The 17,974-nt window shown below is 47.3% G+C and carries 19 protein-coding genes; 15 read left to right on the forward strand and 4 right to left on the reverse strand.

Annotated features, from left to right (window positions below; translation table 11 throughout):
- The first annotated feature begins 19 nt into the window (after positions 1 to 19).
- From glyA to AYK67_RS04860, 9 genes are all read left to right on the forward strand, one after another.
- Positions 20 to 1,333 carry a serine hydroxymethyltransferase gene (gene glyA / locus AYK67_RS04820; RefSeq protein WP_068083052.1) on the forward strand — a complete coding sequence of 438 codons (1,314 nt, stop codon included), beginning with the start codon at positions 20 to 22 and terminating at the stop codon, positions 1,331 to 1,333.
- 152 nt (positions 1,334 to 1,485) lie between these two features.
- The gene (gene nrdR / locus AYK67_RS04825; RefSeq protein ID WP_068083054.1) at positions 1,486 to 1,971 is read left to right on the forward strand and encodes a transcriptional regulator NrdR; all 486 of its coding nucleotides are present in this window, start codon (positions 1,486 to 1,488) and stop codon (positions 1,969 to 1,971) included.
- A gap of 48 nt (positions 1,972 to 2,019) precedes the next feature.
- On the forward strand, positions 2,020 to 3,156 hold the full coding sequence (gene ribD, locus AYK67_RS04830; RefSeq protein ID WP_068083056.1) for a bifunctional diaminohydroxyphosphoribosylaminopyrimidine deaminase/5-amino-6-(5-phosphoribosylamino)uracil reductase RibD: 1,137 nt from the start codon (positions 2,020 to 2,022) through the stop codon (positions 3,154 to 3,156).
- Positions 3,157 to 3,167: 11 nt separating this feature from the next.
- Positions 3,168 to 3,776: a riboflavin synthase gene (locus AYK67_RS04835; protein ID WP_068083059.1), complete on the forward strand. Its 609-nt coding sequence runs from the start codon at positions 3,168 to 3,170 to the stop codon at positions 3,774 to 3,776.
- 208 nt (positions 3,777 to 3,984) lie between these two features.
- Positions 3,985 to 4,434, forward strand: coding sequence for a 6,7-dimethyl-8-ribityllumazine synthase (gene ribH, locus AYK67_RS04840; RefSeq protein ID WP_068083061.1), 450 nt, complete (start codon positions 3,985 to 3,987; stop codon positions 4,432 to 4,434).
- A 6-nt stretch (positions 4,435 to 4,440) separates the two neighbouring features.
- Positions 4,441 to 4,935, forward strand: a complete 495-nt coding sequence (gene nusB / locus AYK67_RS04845) for a transcription antitermination factor NusB (RefSeq protein ID WP_068083063.1) — start codon at positions 4,441 to 4,443, stop codon at positions 4,933 to 4,935.
- 88 nt (positions 4,936 to 5,023) lie between these two features.
- Entirely contained in the window at positions 5,024 to 6,031 is a 1,008-nt protein-coding gene (gene thiL, locus AYK67_RS04850) for a thiamine-phosphate kinase (protein ID WP_068083065.1), read from the forward strand.
- Between the two features lie 246 nt (positions 6,032 to 6,277).
- Positions 6,278 to 7,504 (forward strand): MFS transporter, encoded by a 1,227-nt coding sequence (locus AYK67_RS04855; RefSeq protein WP_068083067.1) that lies wholly within the window; start codon positions 6,278 to 6,280, stop codon positions 7,502 to 7,504.
- Positions 7,505 to 7,684: 180 nt separating this feature from the next.
- Positions 7,685 to 9,814 carry a sodium-translocating pyrophosphatase gene (locus AYK67_RS04860; RefSeq protein ID WP_068083070.1) on the forward strand — a complete coding sequence of 710 codons (2,130 nt, stop codon included), beginning with the start codon at positions 7,685 to 7,687 and terminating at the stop codon, positions 9,812 to 9,814.
- Between the two features lie 99 nt (positions 9,815 to 9,913).
- Here AYK67_RS04860 and AYK67_RS04865 read toward each other — a convergent pair whose 3' ends face one another.
- A complete protein-coding gene (locus tag AYK67_RS04865) occupies positions 9,914 to 10,351 on the reverse strand; it encodes an outer membrane protein assembly factor BamE (RefSeq protein ID WP_068083073.1) in 438 nt (145 codons plus the stop codon).
- 137 nt (positions 10,352 to 10,488) lie between these two features.
- Between AYK67_RS04865 and AYK67_RS04870 the strand changes: the two genes are divergently transcribed.
- From AYK67_RS04870 to AYK67_RS04895, 6 genes are all read left to right on the forward strand, one after another.
- Positions 10,489 to 11,034: a ubiquinol-cytochrome C chaperone family protein gene (locus AYK67_RS04870; RefSeq protein WP_068083075.1), complete on the forward strand. Its 546-nt coding sequence runs from the start codon at positions 10,489 to 10,491 to the stop codon at positions 11,032 to 11,034.
- 1 nt (position 11,035) lies between these two features.
- The gene (locus AYK67_RS04875) at positions 11,036 to 11,611 is read left to right on the forward strand and encodes a YceD family protein (protein WP_068083078.1); all 576 of its coding nucleotides are present in this window, start codon (positions 11,036 to 11,038) and stop codon (positions 11,609 to 11,611) included.
- A 189-nt stretch (positions 11,612 to 11,800) separates the two neighbouring features.
- Complete coding sequence (plsX, locus tag AYK67_RS04880) at positions 11,801 to 12,847, forward strand: phosphate acyltransferase PlsX (protein ID WP_068083080.1); 1,047 nt, start codon at positions 11,801 to 11,803, stop codon at positions 12,845 to 12,847.
- Between the two features lie 15 nt (positions 12,848 to 12,862).
- Positions 12,863 to 13,840: a beta-ketoacyl-ACP synthase III gene (locus tag AYK67_RS04885; RefSeq protein WP_156453051.1), complete on the forward strand. Its 978-nt coding sequence runs from the start codon at positions 12,863 to 12,865 to the stop codon at positions 13,838 to 13,840.
- A 125-nt stretch (positions 13,841 to 13,965) separates the two neighbouring features.
- Complete coding sequence (locus AYK67_RS04890; RefSeq protein ID WP_068083081.1) at positions 13,966 to 14,280, forward strand: integration host factor subunit alpha; 315 nt, start codon at positions 13,966 to 13,968, stop codon at positions 14,278 to 14,280.
- An 82-nt stretch (positions 14,281 to 14,362) separates the two neighbouring features.
- Complete coding sequence (locus tag AYK67_RS04895) at positions 14,363 to 14,977, forward strand: MerR family transcriptional regulator (protein WP_082735639.1); 615 nt, start codon at positions 14,363 to 14,365, stop codon at positions 14,975 to 14,977.
- 11 nt (positions 14,978 to 14,988) lie between these two features.
- On the opposite strand, the gene AYK67_RS04900 is transcribed toward AYK67_RS04895, so the two are convergent.
- The 3 genes from AYK67_RS04900 to AYK67_RS04910 are packed head-to-tail and all read right to left on the reverse strand — an operon-like array spanning position 14,989 to position 17,755.
- Positions 14,989 to 16,074, reverse strand: coding sequence for an ABC transporter ATP-binding protein (locus AYK67_RS04900; protein ID WP_068083085.1), 1,086 nt, complete (start codon positions 16,072 to 16,074; stop codon positions 14,989 to 14,991).
- Positions 16,075 to 16,097: 23 nt separating this feature from the next.
- Positions 16,098 to 16,955 carry a carbohydrate ABC transporter permease gene (locus AYK67_RS04905; protein WP_068083087.1) on the reverse strand — a complete coding sequence of 286 codons (858 nt, stop codon included), beginning with the start codon at positions 16,953 to 16,955 and terminating at the stop codon, positions 16,098 to 16,100.
- Entirely contained in the window at positions 16,955 to 17,755 is an 801-nt protein-coding gene (locus AYK67_RS04910; RefSeq protein ID WP_206597494.1) for a carbohydrate ABC transporter permease, read from the reverse strand. The genes AYK67_RS04905 and AYK67_RS04910 overlap by 1 nt, the downstream gene beginning before the upstream one ends.
- Positions 17,756 to 17,974 lie beyond the last annotated feature (219 nt).

Consider the following 17,974-nt stretch of genomic DNA (forward strand, 5'->3'; position numbering starts at 1 on the left):
ATTATAATGAGGCCCGCCTATGACTGTTACGGATAGCACTCGTGTGTCCCCTCTCTACCCCGACTTTTTTAGTGGCTCACTTGCCGAAGGTGATCCTGATATCCTTCAGGCCATTAATAGTGAGCTTTCGCGTCAACAAAATGAAATCGAGTTGATTGCGTCGGAAAACATTGTATCGCGCGCTGTTTTAGAAGCGCAGGGCTCGGTTTTAACGAACAAGTATGCTGAGGGTTATCCTGGACGCCGCTACTATGGTGGCTGTGAATACGTTGATGTGGTTGAAAACCTTGCTATTGAGCGGGCAAAGAAGCTGTTTGATTGTGGGTTTGCGAATGTGCAGCCAAATTCTGGTTCGCAAGCAAACCAGTCGGTGCTGATGGCTCTGGCAAAACCCGGGGATACAATTTTAGGCATGAGCTTGGATGCGGGTGGTCACCTGACACATGGTGCCAAGCCAAATCTATCCGGTAAATGGTTTAATGCGGTTCAATACGGTATTGATACGGATACCGGATATATTGATATGGAAGATGTGGCAAAGCTAGCCCGCGAGCATCAACCGAAAATAATTGTTGCAGGCGGCTCGGCATATTCACGTCGGATCGACTTTGCTGCATTTCGAAAAGTGGCTGATGAAGTTGGGGCATATTTGTGGGTTGATATGGCTCACTTTGCCGGACTTGTTGCCGGTGGTGCACACCCAAGCCCGTTTCCTCATGCGCATGTAGCGACTTCGACCACACACAAAACATTGCGTGGCCCTCGTGGCGGGCTTGTTTTGACCAATGACGAAGCTATTGCGAAGAAAATTAATTCCGCAATCTTCCCAGGTCTGCAAGGTGGACCTTTGATGCATGTGATTGCTGCCAAGGCAGTTGCTTTTGGTGAAGCTCTGCGCCCCGAGTTTAAAACCTATGCTGAGACCGTTATCAAAAATGCACAGGTTCTTGCTGAGGTTCTAGTTGAAGGTGGTGCCGACATTGTTTCCGGTGGTACAGATACACACTTGTTACTTGTTGATTTGCGCCCAATGAACTTAACAGGTAAAGCTGCTGAGAAAGCACTCGGCCGGGCGAATATAACCTGTAATAAAAATGGTGTGCCGTTAGACCCGCAAAAGCCAACGATTACCTCTGGCATACGTCTTGGAACACCTGCAGGCACGACACGCGGATTTGGACCTGAAGAGTTCCGTGAAGTTGGTCGCTTAATTACAGAAGTTCTCGAAGGTCTGCGTAAATCCAACAGCGAAGAAGGTGATGCAGCTGTGGAGGCAGCCGTTAAGGAGAAGGTCTTGAAATTAACAGCTCGCTTCCCGATCTATGAAGGCTAAGGGTTATTACAGGTTTTTCATCTTTACTGGGAGTAAACCTGTTTAACACATTGTTTTCTACTAGTTCTTTGTCGTAAGGCTAGAATTGGAAATATGCATATTAAAATGGCCAGGGGTAACTTTGGCCATTTTGTAGTAACAGGAGACGCTCGATGCGCTGTCCCTATTGTGGTGGTGAAGATACTCAGGTTAAGGATTCTCGTCCGACAGAGGATAATAGCTCCATACGTCGGCGCCGTGTATGCCAGACTTGCGGAGGCCGGTTTACTACGTTTGAGCGTGTCCAATTGCGTGAGTTGACGGTTATTAAAAAAAGTGGTCGACGCGTTCCCTTTGATCGGGAAAAGCTCATGCGCTCCGTTTTGATTGCTACACGTAAGCGGCCTGTGGAGCCCGATCGTATCGAGCGCATGGTTTCGGGCCTTGTGCGCCAGTTAGAAAGCTCTGGTGAAAGTGATGTGATGGCCGAGGATATTGGACATCTTGTCATGGAAGGCCTTAAGACGCTTGACGATGTGGCTTATGTGCGATTTGCTTCTGTTTATAAGAATTTCCGGGAAGCTAAAGACTTCGAGGCTTTACTCGATGAACTAAGTGATGGTGAGGAGGATCCACTGTTGCTCACGCCGCGCAATTAGGTTTTTTTATCTTCTCCTTCTCTTGTGTGTTCCATTCAGGTGAGTTCGATGCTTATTCCTTTCGCGAGCCGTACCCAAGAAGAACTTGATAGACTCTATATGGGAGTTGCTATCGGGTATTCACGACGTGCTCTCGGGCGGACATGGCCCAATCCTTCTGTCGGGGCGGTTCTTGTTCGCTTTGATAAGGGGCATAATGGGGGGCAAATTGTTGGTCGTGGGGTTACGCAGCCGGTTGGCGGGGCGCATGCGGAAGTTGTGGCGTTGCAAGAGGCCGGTGCCTTGGCAAAAGGTGCAACAGCTTACGTTACTTTAGAGCCTTGCTCGCATACGGGACGAACAGGCCCTTGCTCTAAGGCATTGATCGAAGCAGGGGTACGCCGCGTTGTTTATGCTGTCACTGACCCAAATCCTTTGGTGTGCGGTTGTGGGCATCGGCAGTTGGCGGCGGCAAATGTTGAGGTTAGTCAAGGTGTGTTGCAATCAATGGCTCGGCAGCCTTTAGCCGGTTACCTAAGTCTGGTGGAAAAGCAGCGACCGTATATTATGCTAAAAATGGCTGTGTCGGAAGATGGCTATATTGGTCGAAAGGGTAGCGGGCAAATTCGAATAACCGGGCATACCAGTCGCCAAATGGTGCACAGTATGCGTGGGCAGGTTGATGCTATTGCGGTTGGTATCGGCACTGTTTTGGAAGACGATCCTAACTTACAAAACAGATTACCGGGGTGCTTGGAGCGCTCTCCTGTAGCCGTTGTTTTTGATGCGAAAGCGCGCTTGCCACTTGACAGTCAATTAGCGCGTAGAGCCAAGTCCTCGCCTGTTTGGTTGTTGGTGGGGGCTGGCATTGCTTCGCAGCAATATGATGAGCTTGAAGCAATGGGGGTTCGCCTATTGCCGGTAGCTCTAGATAGCAATGGGAAAATAGACTTGCCTCAAGCGTTAAAAGAGCTTGGAAGGCAGGGTATTACAAAGCTGATGTTAGAGGGCGGCGCTCAGCTTGCTGCGGCCTTTTTGCAAGATAGCTTGATTGATGAAGCGCTCATCTTTAAAGGTGCGCAAAAACTTGATAATGGTTTGTTGCCGTTCGGTTCTTTTGGTCTCGAAAAGCTCCATTCATCGATGAATGGAAAATTTTTACAAGCCTGTGACGCAGACGAATTATGGCATTACACTAAGTTTTAGGAGCAAGAGACGTGTTTACTGGTATCGTTACGGATGTGGGCAGGTTGGTTGTCGTTGAGAAAATAGACGCCGGACTGCGTTCTCGGATTGCATGTTCTTATGAGCCTGAAACGATTGATATCGGTGCATCTATTGCATGTTCAGGTGTTTGTCATACGGTTGTTGCACGTGGACGTGATGGCGAACAGGCGTGGTTCGAGGTGGAAAGCGCGGCCGAGACATTGCGATTGACAACCGTTGCTGGCTGGAAGGTCGGCGATATGGTCAATCTTGAACGCTCGCTTGCCTTAGGAGCTGAGCTTGGTGGACACTTGGTACAAGGCCACGTGGATGGGCGCGCCAAAATAATTCGCCGCGAAGAACATCCTGATAGTGTCTATCTTCAATTCTCGTGTGCGCCTGAGTTCGCAAAATTCATTCCCAAAAAAGGCTCGGTTGCGCTGGATGGTACGTCGTTGACGGTGAACGAGGCTGACGGTAACACGTTTTCTGTATTTCTTATTCCGCACACACTTTCGGTGACCACTTGGGGGCAGCGCCTTGAAGGTGATGAGGTGAACTTGGAAGTCGATATGATGGCTCGCTATGTGGCGCGGCTGGCTGAGTTTAACCAAGAGTGATTTTTTGAGGCTTATGGGGCCAGTTGGTGCAAAGAATTTATGTTTTTGCCGATTGTTTTTAACGCATCGGTGAGAATATGGCTGGACAATTTGTTTTTTGCATGGTTCCTGAGTGTAATGTCCTGTAAACACAGGCCCCCGGCATATGTTGGGATTGGTAATAGAGCCGTTGTTCGCTAACGGGGTTCTTAAGTGGTGAGTGGTAGTGATGACAGCAGTTCCAAATATCCTAGTGATTGAAGCGCGATTTTATGAAGATCTAGCCGATGCCCTTTACGAAGGTGCCGAAGAGGTTTTGGAGCGTGCTGGTGCAAGAATTTCTCGCGTGAGTGTACCTGGTGTCCTTGAAATTCCCGCTGCTTTATCCATGGCGCTAGCTGGAGTTGAGATGGGCAGCGCCGATTATGATGGTTTTGTGTTACTTGGTGTGGTTATTCGCGGAGAAACAACGCATTACGATATTGTTTCAAATGAGTCTGCTCGCGCTATTATGGACCTTGTGGTTGATGCCGCTCTTCCCGTTGGCAATGGTATACAAACGGTAGAAAATAGCGAACAAGCATGGGCAAGAGCCAGTGTTGAACAAAAGAATAAAGGCGGTGGTGCAGCTGAAGCTTGCTTGGCAATGATAAAGCTACGCGACCGTTTTGGGATTTAATTAGGAATGACGAGCGAACAAGGTAATAGCAAGAAAGAAGTGCGGCCTGTGAACAAGCGCGGGGCTGCGCGCCTTGCTGCGGTACAGGCTATCTATCAACTTGAAGTTTCCGAAGCACGTGTGAACGATGTTTTGAGCGAATATGAAGTTTTTCGCCTCGGACAAGAGGTCGACGGTGAGTTGTATCGTGAAGCCGATGCAGGTTGGTTTCGTGACCTGGTCCAGATTGTATTCGAAGAGCAGCGGAAAATTGACCCAGCACTTCATAAAATGCTTTCTCAGGACTGGCCACTTAAACGCGTTGATACAACTTTAAGAGCCATACTAAGGGTTGGCATGGGCGAACTGTTGCGTAAAAAAGATGTGCCGGCAAAGGTTATTATCAATGAATATATTGAGATAACAAAAGCCTTTTACGAGCAAGAGGAACCCAAGCTTGTGAATGGTATTATGAACCGGTTGGCGCGTGATTTAAGGCCTGAGGAATTTACTTCCGAGTAAGTTGATTAAAGGTTTTAGTTTGTACCCCAAAAGCAAGGCTTGGCATTGCATGATTGCAAGCTGGCAAAGAAACGGGTCATAGGTATCCATGGCGGCGTTAGGCGAATTTTCGTTTATAAAGAAATACCTGGCGCCGCTGGCGCAAAGTACAGGTGCAGCCGGACTTGAAGACGATGCGGCAACATTGTCTCCACGTAATGGCTATGATCTTGTCATTAGTAAGGATATGCTGGCCTCGCAAGTACACTTCTTTGCTGATGACGCACCCGAAGATATTGCGGCAAAAGTACTTCGGGTTAATGTTTCTGATATTATTGCCAAGGGGGCAAAACCTCTTGGCTATTTTATGGGGCTTGGGCTCCCCGTTACAGCTGATGATGCGTTCATGGGGCGTTTTGTTGATGGGCTGAAGCGGGATATGTTACGCTACGGGCTTGATTTGCTCGGGGGTGACACCATTAAAACCGGCACTGGTCAACTGGTTATTTCTATCAGTATGTTTGGGGAGGTGCCGACGGGCAGAGTTGTTCGCCGAACGACAGCGCAAGCCGGGGCTCTTCTGTATGTAACTGGTAATATTGGCGATTCAGCACTGGGGTTGTGTTTACGCCGCGATGATAATGCCCGCGCTCAATGGCAAGTTGATAAAAGTGATATTGATTATCTTCTTGGCCGGTATTTAAGGCCAGAGCCTCGCATTGAAGCGCATGAAATCATCAGAGAATATGCACTGGCTTCAATGGATATTTCCGATGGTCTGGTTGCTGATCTTGGTCACATGTGCCAAACATCTGAGGTTGGTGCACAAGTAGAACTGAGCAGGATTCCACTTTCTCATGCGGGGCAACGCGTTGTAAAACTGTGCCCTGATGCGGTTGAAACCGTTGTTACTGGCGGTGATGACTATGAGGTACTTATGGCGGTTTTGCCAGAGAATGCTAGCGAGTTTGAAACCGCTATGCGCCAGTGCGGGGTACGGGTTACGCAAATCGGCAAATTTGTCGAAAGTAAAGTAACTTTTGGCTCATGTGAGCCTGTATTCTACGATAACCAGCAGGTTGTTACTTTTTCCAAGCGTGGATATGCCCACTTCTAGGGCTAGAGGCGAAACGGCCATCAAGCTGCGGATACCATATTGGGGTGATATAAGTTAACCTGACATTCTTTGTTCGGAAGAGGGATTAACTTTTACCTGAATCGAAGAAACTATGGTTGATAAGACTGTTTTCTAAAATGCATTGTTAAAACAGTGGGTAAATCCACATAGATGATAGGGTTCGATACATTAGATCTTGCTTATTAATAGCGCTTCTTTAGTGAAGAACTAAATAAGGAGCGTAGCATGAGCGTGCAGACAAGTAATGTAAATGAAACACCCGTGTTTGATGACGATCTAGCAAGCTACAACGCTAGGATTCTTGCTTTTGCGCAGGCTTTCGGCTCTTCCGCTACAACAATAATTTATAGCACCACGACAATTCTGGCAGCGAGTTTGCTCGGCGGCGATATGACGTATGCAACGTTGCCGGTGACTGCGCTTGTTTTCGGAACAATGCTTGGCAGTCTGCTTGCTGGGCAAATTATGCGGCGCTACGGGCGTCGCTTTGGTTTTTTGCTAAGCAATTTTACCGGAATTTTGTTCTCTTTGCTTGCAAGTTACGCTGCCTATCAGGGTAGTTTTACGCTTTTGTGCCTTTCGACATTTGGAAACGGGGTTGTGGCAGCATTTTTGCAACAAGGGCGGTTTGCGGCAACAGACACTGCTTCGCCTGCGTTTCGGCCCAAGGCGGTTTCATGGGTTCTTACAGGTGGTATTGTTGCGGCTATACTGGGGCCACAAACAGTTATTTTTACCAAGGATTTATATACGCCGTTTTTATTCATGGCCACTTATATGGTGCAGGCCGGGTTGCAATTTTGTGCGCTTATAGCTGTGGGTTTTTTACGTTTACCCAAGCGGCAAAAGGTGACTATTGATAGGGACCAAAAACGTCATTGGTCAGAAATTTTCTCGCAAAGGCCTTTAATCATTGCGGTGCTCTGCGGTGCAACCAGTTACAGCCTAATGAATTTGCTAATGACTTCGGCACCCCTAGCTATGGTGGGTTGTGGTTTTAGTGAGTCGGAGGCGGCCCTTGGCATACAGTGGCATGTGTTGGCAATGTATTTGCCGAGTTTCTTTAGTGGCAGCATTATTTCGCGCTTTGGCTCTACGCGTGTTATTGCCGCAGGGTTTATTGTGACCGGTCTTTCTGCAATTGTTGGCATGAGTGGCGATGGATTGGCGCACTTCTGGATATCGCTGATACTACTTGGTCTAGGCTGGAATTTTTCTTATGTTGGCGCAACAACTTTACTGACAACAACTTATAGAAATAATGAAGCGAATAGTGTTCAGTCAATAAATGACTTTGTGATCTTTAGTTCTATGGCGGTATCGTCGTTTTCCTCAGGAAAACTACTTTCAGTTTATGGCTGGGATATGGTCAATCAGATAAGTTTACTTTTGGTGATTGTCGTACTTGTTCTTCTTCTATCTCTTAGGGTTAGAGCTGTAACCTCTAGTTAATTGTGAAGTGCGTCAGTGTGCAGCGGCACTTATCAACCTACGTGTTATCTAGGACTACCTCTGAAAACAATCTTGACGGATAGTGCCAGCCATATACCGTCTCCCCATACGTGCTTCAACTAGAGGCGGTACTTTAGTCTCTGCAATCTTTCGTTGCAGATCAATCCTAGGGGAGGATTCATGACTGAACTATTCATTACCATAGGTTGTGGGGTCTTGTCAGTTCTCTATGGCATTTGGGCAATTCGTAGCGTTATGGCAGCCGATGCCGGTAACGCACGCATGCAAGAAATTGCAGGTGCTATTCAAGAGGGTGCGCAAGCTTACCTTTCTCGCCAATATACAAGTATCGCCTTGGTTGGCGTTGTCATTTTTGCAGTGGTTGCGTATTTGCTTTCCATTACTGTGGCTATTGGCTTTGCCATTGGGGCAATACTATCAGGCGCTGCGGGCTTCATTGGTATGTTGGTTTCTGTGCGTGCAAATGTGCGTACAGCCCAAGCTTCCAGCCAAAGCTTAGGTGCAGGCTTAAGTGTTGCTTTTCGCTCTGGTGCTGTTACCGGTATGTTCGTTGCCGGCCTAGCACTCTTGGGTGTTGCGGTTTACTTTTACATTCTTACAGGCCCTATGGGGCATGCCTGGACATCGCGTAGCGTGATTGATGCGTTGGTCGCGCTTGGCTTTGGTGCTTCGCTCATATCCATTTTTGCGCGCTTAGGCGGCGGTATCTTTACTAAGGGTGCTGACGTTGGTGGTGACCTTGTTGGTAAAGTGGAAGCCGGTATTCCTGAGGATGATCCGCGTAACCCTGCAACAATTGCTGATAACGTTGGTGATAACGTTGGTGACTGCGCGGGTATGGCAGCTGATTTGTTCGAAACCTACGCGGTAACATTGGTTGCAACGATGGTTTTGGCAGCAATTTACTTTGCCGGTTCTGAGGCCTTGCAATCGGCCATGCTGTATCCTTTGGTTATCTGTGGTATTTGTGGCGTTGCTTCTATTGCCGGTACGTTCTTCGTGCGCTTGGGACAGTCCAATTCCATCATGGGTGCGCTGTACAAAGGATTTATCGCGGCTGCGGTGATCTCGGCGGTGGCGCTGTATCCAATTACCACTTGGGTATTTGGTGGTATGGACACACAGCTAACCATGAGTAATGGCATTAGCTTCCCTGCTATGTCCTTGTTCTTGAGTGGTATTACCGGTCTTGTGGTTACGGGTCTTATTATCTGGATCACAGAATTTTACACCGGTACCGGCTATCGTCCTGTTCGCTCTATTGCGAAAGCATCTGAAACTGGCCATGGTACCAATGTGATCCAAGGTCTTGCGGTTTCCATGGAAGCAACAGCTTTACCAGCAATTGTGATTATTGCCGGTATTATTGTTACTTTCCAGCTTGCTGGCCTGTTCGGTATCGCGATTGCTGTGACAACAATGCTTGCTTTGGCCGGTATGGTTGTGGCGCTGGACGCTTTTGGTCCGGTGACTGATAATGCAGGCGGCATTGCCGAAATGGCCGAACTGCCAGCGGATGTGCGTAAAACAACCGATGCTTTGGATGCCGTGGGCAACACCACAAAAGCGGTTACTAAAGGTTATGCAATCGGTTCTGCCGGTCTGGGTGCTTTGGTGCTGTTTACTGCTTACACTGAAGACCTGAAGTTCTTCATGGCAAATGGCGATCAGTTCGCCTACTTTAAAGATATTGATCCAACTGCTTTGGACTTCTCTTTGTCCAACCCTTATGTGGTTGTTGGTTTATTCTTTGGTGGTCTGCTGCCATTCCTGTTTGGTGGTATTACCATGACAGCCGTGGGCCGGGCAGCCGGTGCAGTTGTTGAGGAAGTGCGTCAGCAGTTCAAAGAAAAACCCGGTATCATGAAAGGTACTGAACGTCCTGATTACGGCCGTGCCGTTGATATGCTGACAAAAGCTGCAATCAAGGAAATGATTATTCCTTCATTGTTGCCTGTGCTTTCACCGGTCTTTTGTTACTGGGTGATTAATATGATTGCCGGTAAAGCGAATGCGTTTGCCGCACTTGGGGCGATGTTACTGGGTGTTATCATTACCGGTTTGTTCGTTGCGCTTTCTATGACCGCTGGTGGTGGTGCATGGGATAACGCCAAAAAGCATATCGAGGATGGTAATCATGGCGGTAAAGGCTCTGAGGCCCATAAAGCAGCTGTAACAGGTGATACGGTTGGCGATCCATACAAGGATACTTCAGGCCCTGCAGTTAACCCGATGATCAAGATCACGAACATTGTGGCGCTTTTGATCCTGGCCGTTTTGGCTCACTAGTTCATCTGCTCGTATTCAACAAATAATTAGGGGCCCATCTTGTTTGCAAGGTGGGCCCCTAGTTTTGTCTGGAAGCTATAATTCGTGATTACGCTACAGTTATAGACCCAATGACGGGTTGCGCGCACCACGGAGAATTTGGGTTAAGAAGCCATAGTCTTCACCGCCTGTGCGGGTCTTTTTGTTGAGGTAGTCAACAAGTTTACCGTCTTCTAGGCCGTAGTTACCCATTGATTTCACATAGCCATCGTCATCAAGGTAAATAGCAACGACGCGCTGATCGACGATTTCCGGGCTTAAAAATGCCACGGTTTCTGTTTTTTGAGAAATATAATAGTATGCCTCACCGTTGAGGTTGGAAGTTGTTGAGGGCGTGCCCAACAGTAATTCCACCTGCTCGCGGCTTGAGCCTACCTGGATTTCTTGTAGAGCATCTGGCGAGACTTGCTGGCCGTGTACCAGCGTTTGCGTGAAGCAGCCGCTTAGCGGCAAAGACAAACAAACAAGAAGCGCTGTACGTTGCGCGAAATTCAACATGCGATACACCCTGTTGACTTGCAAAAAGAGCAAAAATCTATCATTCAAGCGAACTAAATTCGCATTAATCAACATGCCTAACGTGTCAATGGCAAGTTGGCAACCACTGTGAGAAATAACCTGTCCAGGAGGGCGTTATGGTATTTGGTTTTTTTAAAAAAAAGCAGAGAGATGGTGTCTATTCCTTGTATAAAACCATCGTCCAGCAAGCGCGTCAGCCCATGTTTTATACTGAGGGCGGCGTTTCTGATAGTATTTCTGGTCGGTTTGAACTAATTGTTTTACATAGTTTTTTAGTCCTGAAGCGCTTGGATGGAGAAGGCGCGGCGGCCAAGGAAGTTTCTCAAGGGGTATTTGATTTATTTTTTGAAGATATGGATCAGAGCATGCGCGAGCAGGGAATTGGTGATGAAGGGGTGCGACGCCGCATTCGTAAAATGAGCGAATCATTTTATGGCCGTTCGGTTGCTTATGCCGAGGCAATGAAGAGCGAGGTAAACGATGAGTTGGTTCGCGCTCTTTGTAAAAATATCTACGATTCTCAAGAAAAGCATAGAAAGGCATCGCAACTGGCCTTATATGTTCGCAAATCCTACGGCTACTTGGAAAAACAGGATCTGGGTGCGTTGTTGGTAGGCCATGTTGATTGGCTGCAAGAGTTGCCAGTTGTGGAAGGTGCTTAAAATGAGTGTTATTGACTATCCAATTGTTCACATGGTGGAAGTGACCCGCCTTGGAAACAAGAAACATCATATTAAGCTGGAACTTAGTAGCGAACAGTGTCAGCAGGTGGCTAAAGCCTATGACTTAATCGAGGTTAAGCAGCTCGAAGCGCAACTGGAGCTGCGTACATGGCGTAAAAACGGGGTTGCAATATCCGGGGTGATTGATGCGGAAGTGATCCAACAGTGTATCATCAGCCTGGAACCTGTTCGCGAGGTCGTACACGATAGCTTTGAGCGGACCTTTTTGCCAGAGGAAGAGCGCGGCACCAAGCGGAAAAATGAGGATAGCCTTGAACTCTTGGTCGATATGGAGGAAAAGGACCCTCCTGAAACCTTTAGCGGTTCTTCACTTGATGTTGGGGCTGTTATTTGTGAGCACTTTGCCCTAGCGTTAAACAATTTTCCTCGTGCCGCTGGTGTCGAAATGGATGAAAAGTTTGCACCACAGCCCATTGACGAAGAGGCTGAAGTGAGAGAAAAGCAACAGGCTTCACCTTTTGCAGCATTAAAAAAATTGCGTGAGAGTGAACACTAACGCATAACAAAACGGGCAGTTGTTGAAGCAATAACGAACAACAAATTGCGTAAGTGCGCTGAAGCTCACATGTTTGCCTATTTAGGGCTTTGACATGTAAAAGTGGTAGGTTTGTTGGTATGAGCAGGCAAACCTTAAAAGCGTTGTGCCATTATCGTGGCCAAAAACAGTAGGATTTGGACTTTATCAATGTCGAGCAAAGTAAGAATTTCATTGGATGTGATGGGGGGGGATAATGGTGCCGATACCGTATTACCCGGTGCCGAGCTGATACTTGAGCGCTGCCCTGACATTCACTTTTGTTTGTTTGGCGATCAAAAAGTTATCGAGCCTCTAATGGCCCAATACCCCAAACTGAAAGCCTCGAGTTCTTTTGAACACTGCGATGTTTCAATAACAATGGACGAAAAGCCGAGTCAGGCCCTGAGAAAAGGCCGTGGCAAGTCGTCGATGTGGCAGGCCATTGCAGCGGTGAAGAACGGTGATGCAGATGTGGCTGTTTCTGCAGGTAATACGGGTGCTTTGATGGCTATGTCGAAGTTTTGCTTGCGGACAATGGCGGGGATTGAGCGCCCCGCAATCGCTGCTATGTGGCCGACCATGCGGGGCGAGTCTATTGTGCTTGATGTGGGTGCTACTGTGGGCGCGGATGCGCAACAGCTTATTGATTTTGCAATACTTGGCGGTGCCATGGCGCGTTCTATTCAAGGTGTTGAGCGCCCGAGTGTCGGACTTTTGAATATTGGTGTTGAAGAAGTGAAAGGCGTTGAAGAAGTGCGTACTGCAGGACGGATGCTGCGCGAACTTTCGCCTACGAACATGACTTATGCCGGGTTTGTTGAAGGCGACGACATTGGTAAAGGCACCGTTGATGTTGTGGTGACTGAAGGGTTTGCCGGTAATATTGCGCTTAAAACTGCCGAGGGTACAGCCAAGCAGCTGGCCAGCTATTTGCGGGCTGCCATGAGTAGAACTATTATGGCGAAAATTGGCTATTTATTTGCACGGGGAGCCTTTGAGAGGTTGCGTGCGAAGATGGATCCGCGCAAAGTCAATGGTGGTGTGTTTTTGGGGCTCAATGGTATTGTCATAAAAAGCCATGGCGGCACAGATGCTGAAGGTTTTGCCGCTGCTGTTGAGCTTGCCTATGACATGGCAAAAAATAATCTTATTAAAAAAATCTCCGATGATCTGGGTGACTATCATCGTGGTCGTCTTGCTGAACGTGATGCGTAATTGGAAGGTATAATTGTGAAATCTCTTCGCTCTGTTGTTCTTGGATGCGGTAGTTACCTGCCTGAAAAAACTATAACCAACCATGACCTTGAAAAAATGGTGGATACCACTGATGAGTGGATTGTACAGCGCTCCGGTATACGAGAACGACACGTTGCAGCCGAGGGTGAATATACTTCAGACCTGGCGACAAAGGCAGCTCAAGCTGCTTTGGTTCATGCGGGCCTTGAAGCCAGTGATATAGATTTAATTGTTCTTGCGACGGCAACGCCAGATCATACCTTCCCGGCGACTGCGGTTGAGGTCCAACGTAAGCTTGGCATCACCCATGGCTTTGCTTTTGACATACAAGCCGTTTGCTCGGGCTTTGTTTATGCCATGACTACAGCCGATGCTTATTTGCGTGGCGGAATGGCAAAGCGGGCACTGGTTATTGGCGCTGAAACATTTTCACGCATTCTGGATTGGAGTGATCGGACCACTTGTGTGCTGTTTGGTGATGGTGCCGGAGCCGTTATTTTGGAAGCGCAAGAAGGAGATGCAGCCGAGTGCGGACGCGGTGTGGTGTCCTGTCAATTACGCTCAGACGGGAATCACAAGGAAAAACTGTATGTTGATGGTGGCCCATCTACCACACAAACCACAGGTCATTTGCGTATGCAGGGCAAAGAAGTGTTTAAACATGCTGTGGGTATGGTGACAGATGTAATTCAGGCTTGTTTTGATGAAACTGGTACAACCGCTGAGGATTTAAACTGGTTTGTACCGCACCAAGCGAATAAACGTATTATTGATGCTTCTGCTAAAAAACTAGGCATCAGTCCAGAAAAGGTAATACAAACAGTAGCTTATCATGGTAATACATCTGCGGGCTCAATTCCGTTGGCTTTGGACAGTCTAGTTAAGTCGGGCCGTGTGAAAGAAGGCGATTTGATGATGCTCGAGGCCATGGGAGGTGGCTTTACATGGGGCGCTGTGATGCTGCGGTGGTGAACCCTACGTAAAATAAGGGTGTTTTTTGTAATGTGCTGTTGACCGCAGGCATTTAACTTTATACCGTATCCCTTTGAGAATTATCTATATTCCTAAAGGCTTGGTTCTTGGATTAGGAGGGTTCTATGAGTGGTCATACGGTGACCCGCGCTGACTTGTGCGAGGCAGTTTATCAAAAAGTGGGCTTGTCTCGCTCAGAATCTGCAGACTTGGTTGAGCAGGTGTTGGGAGAAATATCTGCAAGCCTGGAGCAGGGTAATACAGTCAAGCTATCCTCTTTTGGATCGTTTGTTGTACGCTCAAAGGGGGAGCGTATTGGGCGTAACCCAAAAACCGGTGAGGAGGTTCCTATTTCTCCACGGCGGGTAATGGTGTTCAAACCCAGCAATGTTTTAAAGCAACGCATTAATGATGCATTACTCGAAAATGTTGACGCTTAATAAGCTGTTTTAGTTTTTTAACGGCACCATGCATTCTTTGATTTGGCCCGGTTAGCCGGGCCAAAACTACAGGGCTATTGTTTTGTCTAAAACCGCTGATGCATTTCGAACAATTAGTGAAGTGGCAACAGAACTGGATTTGCCACAACACGTGTTGCGGTTTTGGGAAACGCGTTTTAGCCAAATCTCACCCATGAAACGCGGTGGAGGGCGAAGGTATTATCGCCCGGAAGATGTCATGTTGTTGCGTGGCATTCGCTATTTGCTCTATGGCAAAGGCTATACCATCAAAGGTGTTCAGAAAATTTTGCAGGAACAAGGCATACGCTTTGTTATGGATGTTTGGCGTGAAGCTGTAACAACTCCAGTTGGTAACCTGGATAGTCTGGATGTGGCGCAAGAAGAGAGTGACGCTTATGAAACAAGCGAGCTCAATACTCAAAACGATTTGTTTGAGTTAGACCGCCGTGCTGCAAAAGAAGTACCCGTGAAGCTACCTGAAGGCGTTCTTTCGGATGTGGAAGAGTTACCTGCCAATGAACCAGCAAGCCCTTCTACAGGGATATTTAGCCGCTTTCGCGGGCAAGAGCGAGCAGAAACAGGCGGCGTTGTGCTGACAAAAGATGATGTGAGCCGTTTGCAAGCCGTTATGACTGATTTGCTTGAATGTAAGCGTTTGTTGGATCGCGCTGAATAAAATCCGTTTTGTTATTCATGCGCGGTATTTGCAAAGAAGTGCAGGTTTTTGTGTGCAATAGCTAGCTCAATTGGTTGTTGTGATTGTAACTGGCTTTGTTGTAAGTCTGTCGCTGTTATGATTTGCCCATCTACACGTACTTTCAGATAGTTCTGCGCTCCAGTGGGCTCGATATGATCCAAAACACCTTTTACTTGAATGTCCTCTGACATGGCCGGACGTAAATGTAGATGCTCGGGGCGCATTCCGATAAGGATATCGTTTTGGGTGGAGGCATCAAAATGTGTGTTGCTCTTGGGTACAGGAGCTGGAAGTTTTGTTCCATCTTTTAAAATAATTGCTGTTTTGTGATCATCCTCCCATTTTCCATTTAAGAAATTCATAGAGGGAGAGCCAATAAACCCGGCAACAAATGGATTTACCGGCGTGTTGTACAGCTGTTGCGGCGTCCCAATTTGTTGAATAACGCCATCATTTAAAATGACAATCCGATCTGCCAGCGTCATAGCCTCAACCTGATCGTGAGTAACGTAAATTGAGGTTGTTTTGATTGCTTTGTGCAGTTTTTTTATTTCGTCGCGCATTTGCACACGCAGCTTTGCATCCAAATTTGACAGGGGTTCATCAAACAAGAACAGATTTGGATTACGTACTATGGCCCGGCCCATGGCAACGCGTTGCCTTTGCCCACCTGATAATTGCGAGGGTTTTCTTTCCAACAGCTCTTCCAGATCCAAAATGGCCGCTGTTTGTGTTACACGTTGGCGAATTTCTTGCCGCGGTATTTTGGATATTTTGAGATTAAAGCCAATGTTTTCAAAGACAGTCATGTGCGGATAAAGGGCATATGATTGGAAAACCATGGCAACTTTACGCTCACGCGGGGAGAGCTCGTTAACCCATTGTCCATCGAGTAAAACGTCACCAGAAGTTGGCTCGTCCAGGCCAGCAATGATGCGTAGCAAAGTGGATTTGCCACAGCCAGATGGGCCAATTAGAGCGATAAACTCTCCCTCCGGTACCATTAGGTTCAAACCTTCTAGCACTTTGGTCTGATTAAATGATTTGCTTAGGTTACTGAGTTGTAATGAAGCCATGAAATGTTCTCCAATAGCTATTGCTATCCTTTAACTGCACCGGCCGTAAGCCCTGCCATGATTTGTTTTGAGAAGAATAAAAAGGCGATGAGGAGGGGAAGCATTGATAAGAAAGTACCCAACATAACTGCTCCCCAAGGAGAATCGCCGAGCGATTGGACCGAGCGTAATGCGAGAGTGAGTACAAATTTATCAGGCGAGGATAAAACGATAAGGGGTGATAGGAAGTTATTCCATAGGCCAATAAACATCACAATTCCAAGTGTGGCGAGTACCGGCTTAATGAGGGGTAAGACTATGACTAGAAAGATTCGCAAATGCGATGCCCCATCAACTTTTGCTGCATCTAGCAAGTCTTTTGAAATAGCTGTCACCATGTATTGACGCACCAGAAAAATGCCGAATGCATTTGCGATGGCAGGAAACCACAGTGCAAAGTGAGTATCGAGAATGCCCAGGAACTGGACTGTTAAAAAGAAAGGGATGAGCAATAGGGCCGGGGGCACCATCATGGAAGCGATCATGAGTGTGAAAATGATATTTTTACCGCGAAATTCAAAAGCAAAAAAACCATAGGCGCATAGTGAGCAGAAGAAGACTGCACCAATGGTGCCCATTACGGATATAAAGAGCGAGTTCCAGAGTACCAACCAAAAAGGCATGATCTCTAAGAGCTTGTAATAGTTATCAATAAAGTTGTCGCCGATATAAAAAGGTGGCGGAGATGAGAAAATCTCAGACCTGGTGTGGGTGCCCATGAGTGCGACCCAAACAAAGGGAAAGATAGTGATTACTATGCCAAAAGCAAGGAAGTTGAGCTTTGCCAGCCTTGCCAGTGTTTGTGTTTTGGGAGTGTGTGCGGAGCGCTTTACATTTTGCATTACCGGTGCCCTTCCATGCCTTGCTTGCCATTGAAAAAGAAGTGAATGGCAGTTGCCAGTGCAATGAGCAGGAAAAGAATCCAGGATATTGCCGAGGCACTTCCCATTTCCAGCCATTCCCATCCCACCAAGTATAAGTAGTAGGTTGTTGTTAGGCCTGATTGAGCAATACCGCCGCTATCGCCAGTGGTAAGAATAAACGGTTCCTCGAATAGCTGTAGGTTGCCAATAATGGTGAGTGTGAGTGCGAAGAAAATAAATGGGCGTATCATCGGTAAGGCGATGTGCCAAAAGAGCTGGAAGCGGTTACAGCCATCAACTTTTGCCGCGTCATAGAGCTGATTTGGTACAGTCATAAAGCCTGCAGAGTAAACAAGGATGTTGAAGCCTGTATATTTCCAAATCACGACAGCTGAGATAGCCGGCTTGAGTAGATCAGATCGTGTGAGCCATTGTATGGGCATTGCATCGGGTGCCCATGAGAACAGCCAGCCAATAATGGGTACTTGCGCCAGCCCCACCAGGATTTGATTAAGTATGCCCGTATTGGCCGAATAAATACTGTAAAAAATCATCGAAACGGCAACAGTGGATGTAATGAAAGGAATAAACAAAGTGGCCGAAATAATGTGGCGTAGCATCGGACGTAAGGTGGCAACCAATATATAGGCCGTGGGTATTGCCAGAATATGTTGAGGCACACCTGAAACAATGGCGAGCCAGAGCGTGTTGTAGAGTGACTTCCAGAACCAAGGATCATCCAGTGCGGTGATGTAGTTTTGAAGGCCAACAAATTGCATCGAGCTGAGGCCGGTTACGGGGTTCCATTCTTGAAAAGACAGGTGAATGGAAAAGAGCACAGGAAAAAGAGTAAATGTACAAAAAACTATTATAAATGGTGAAATGAAGAGCCAAGGCGTTATTGCCCTTACGAGGCGGTGCCATTTATTTTTCTTATGTCTTTTTATTTGCTCAGGCTTTATGGGGACTGTGTTTACCAGCCTATCAAGACTATTCGA

The organism is Polycladidibacter stylochi, assembly GCF_001562055.1.
Taxonomy (GTDB): Bacteria; Pseudomonadota; Alphaproteobacteria; order Rhizobiales; family Stappiaceae; genus Pseudovibrio; species Pseudovibrio stylochi.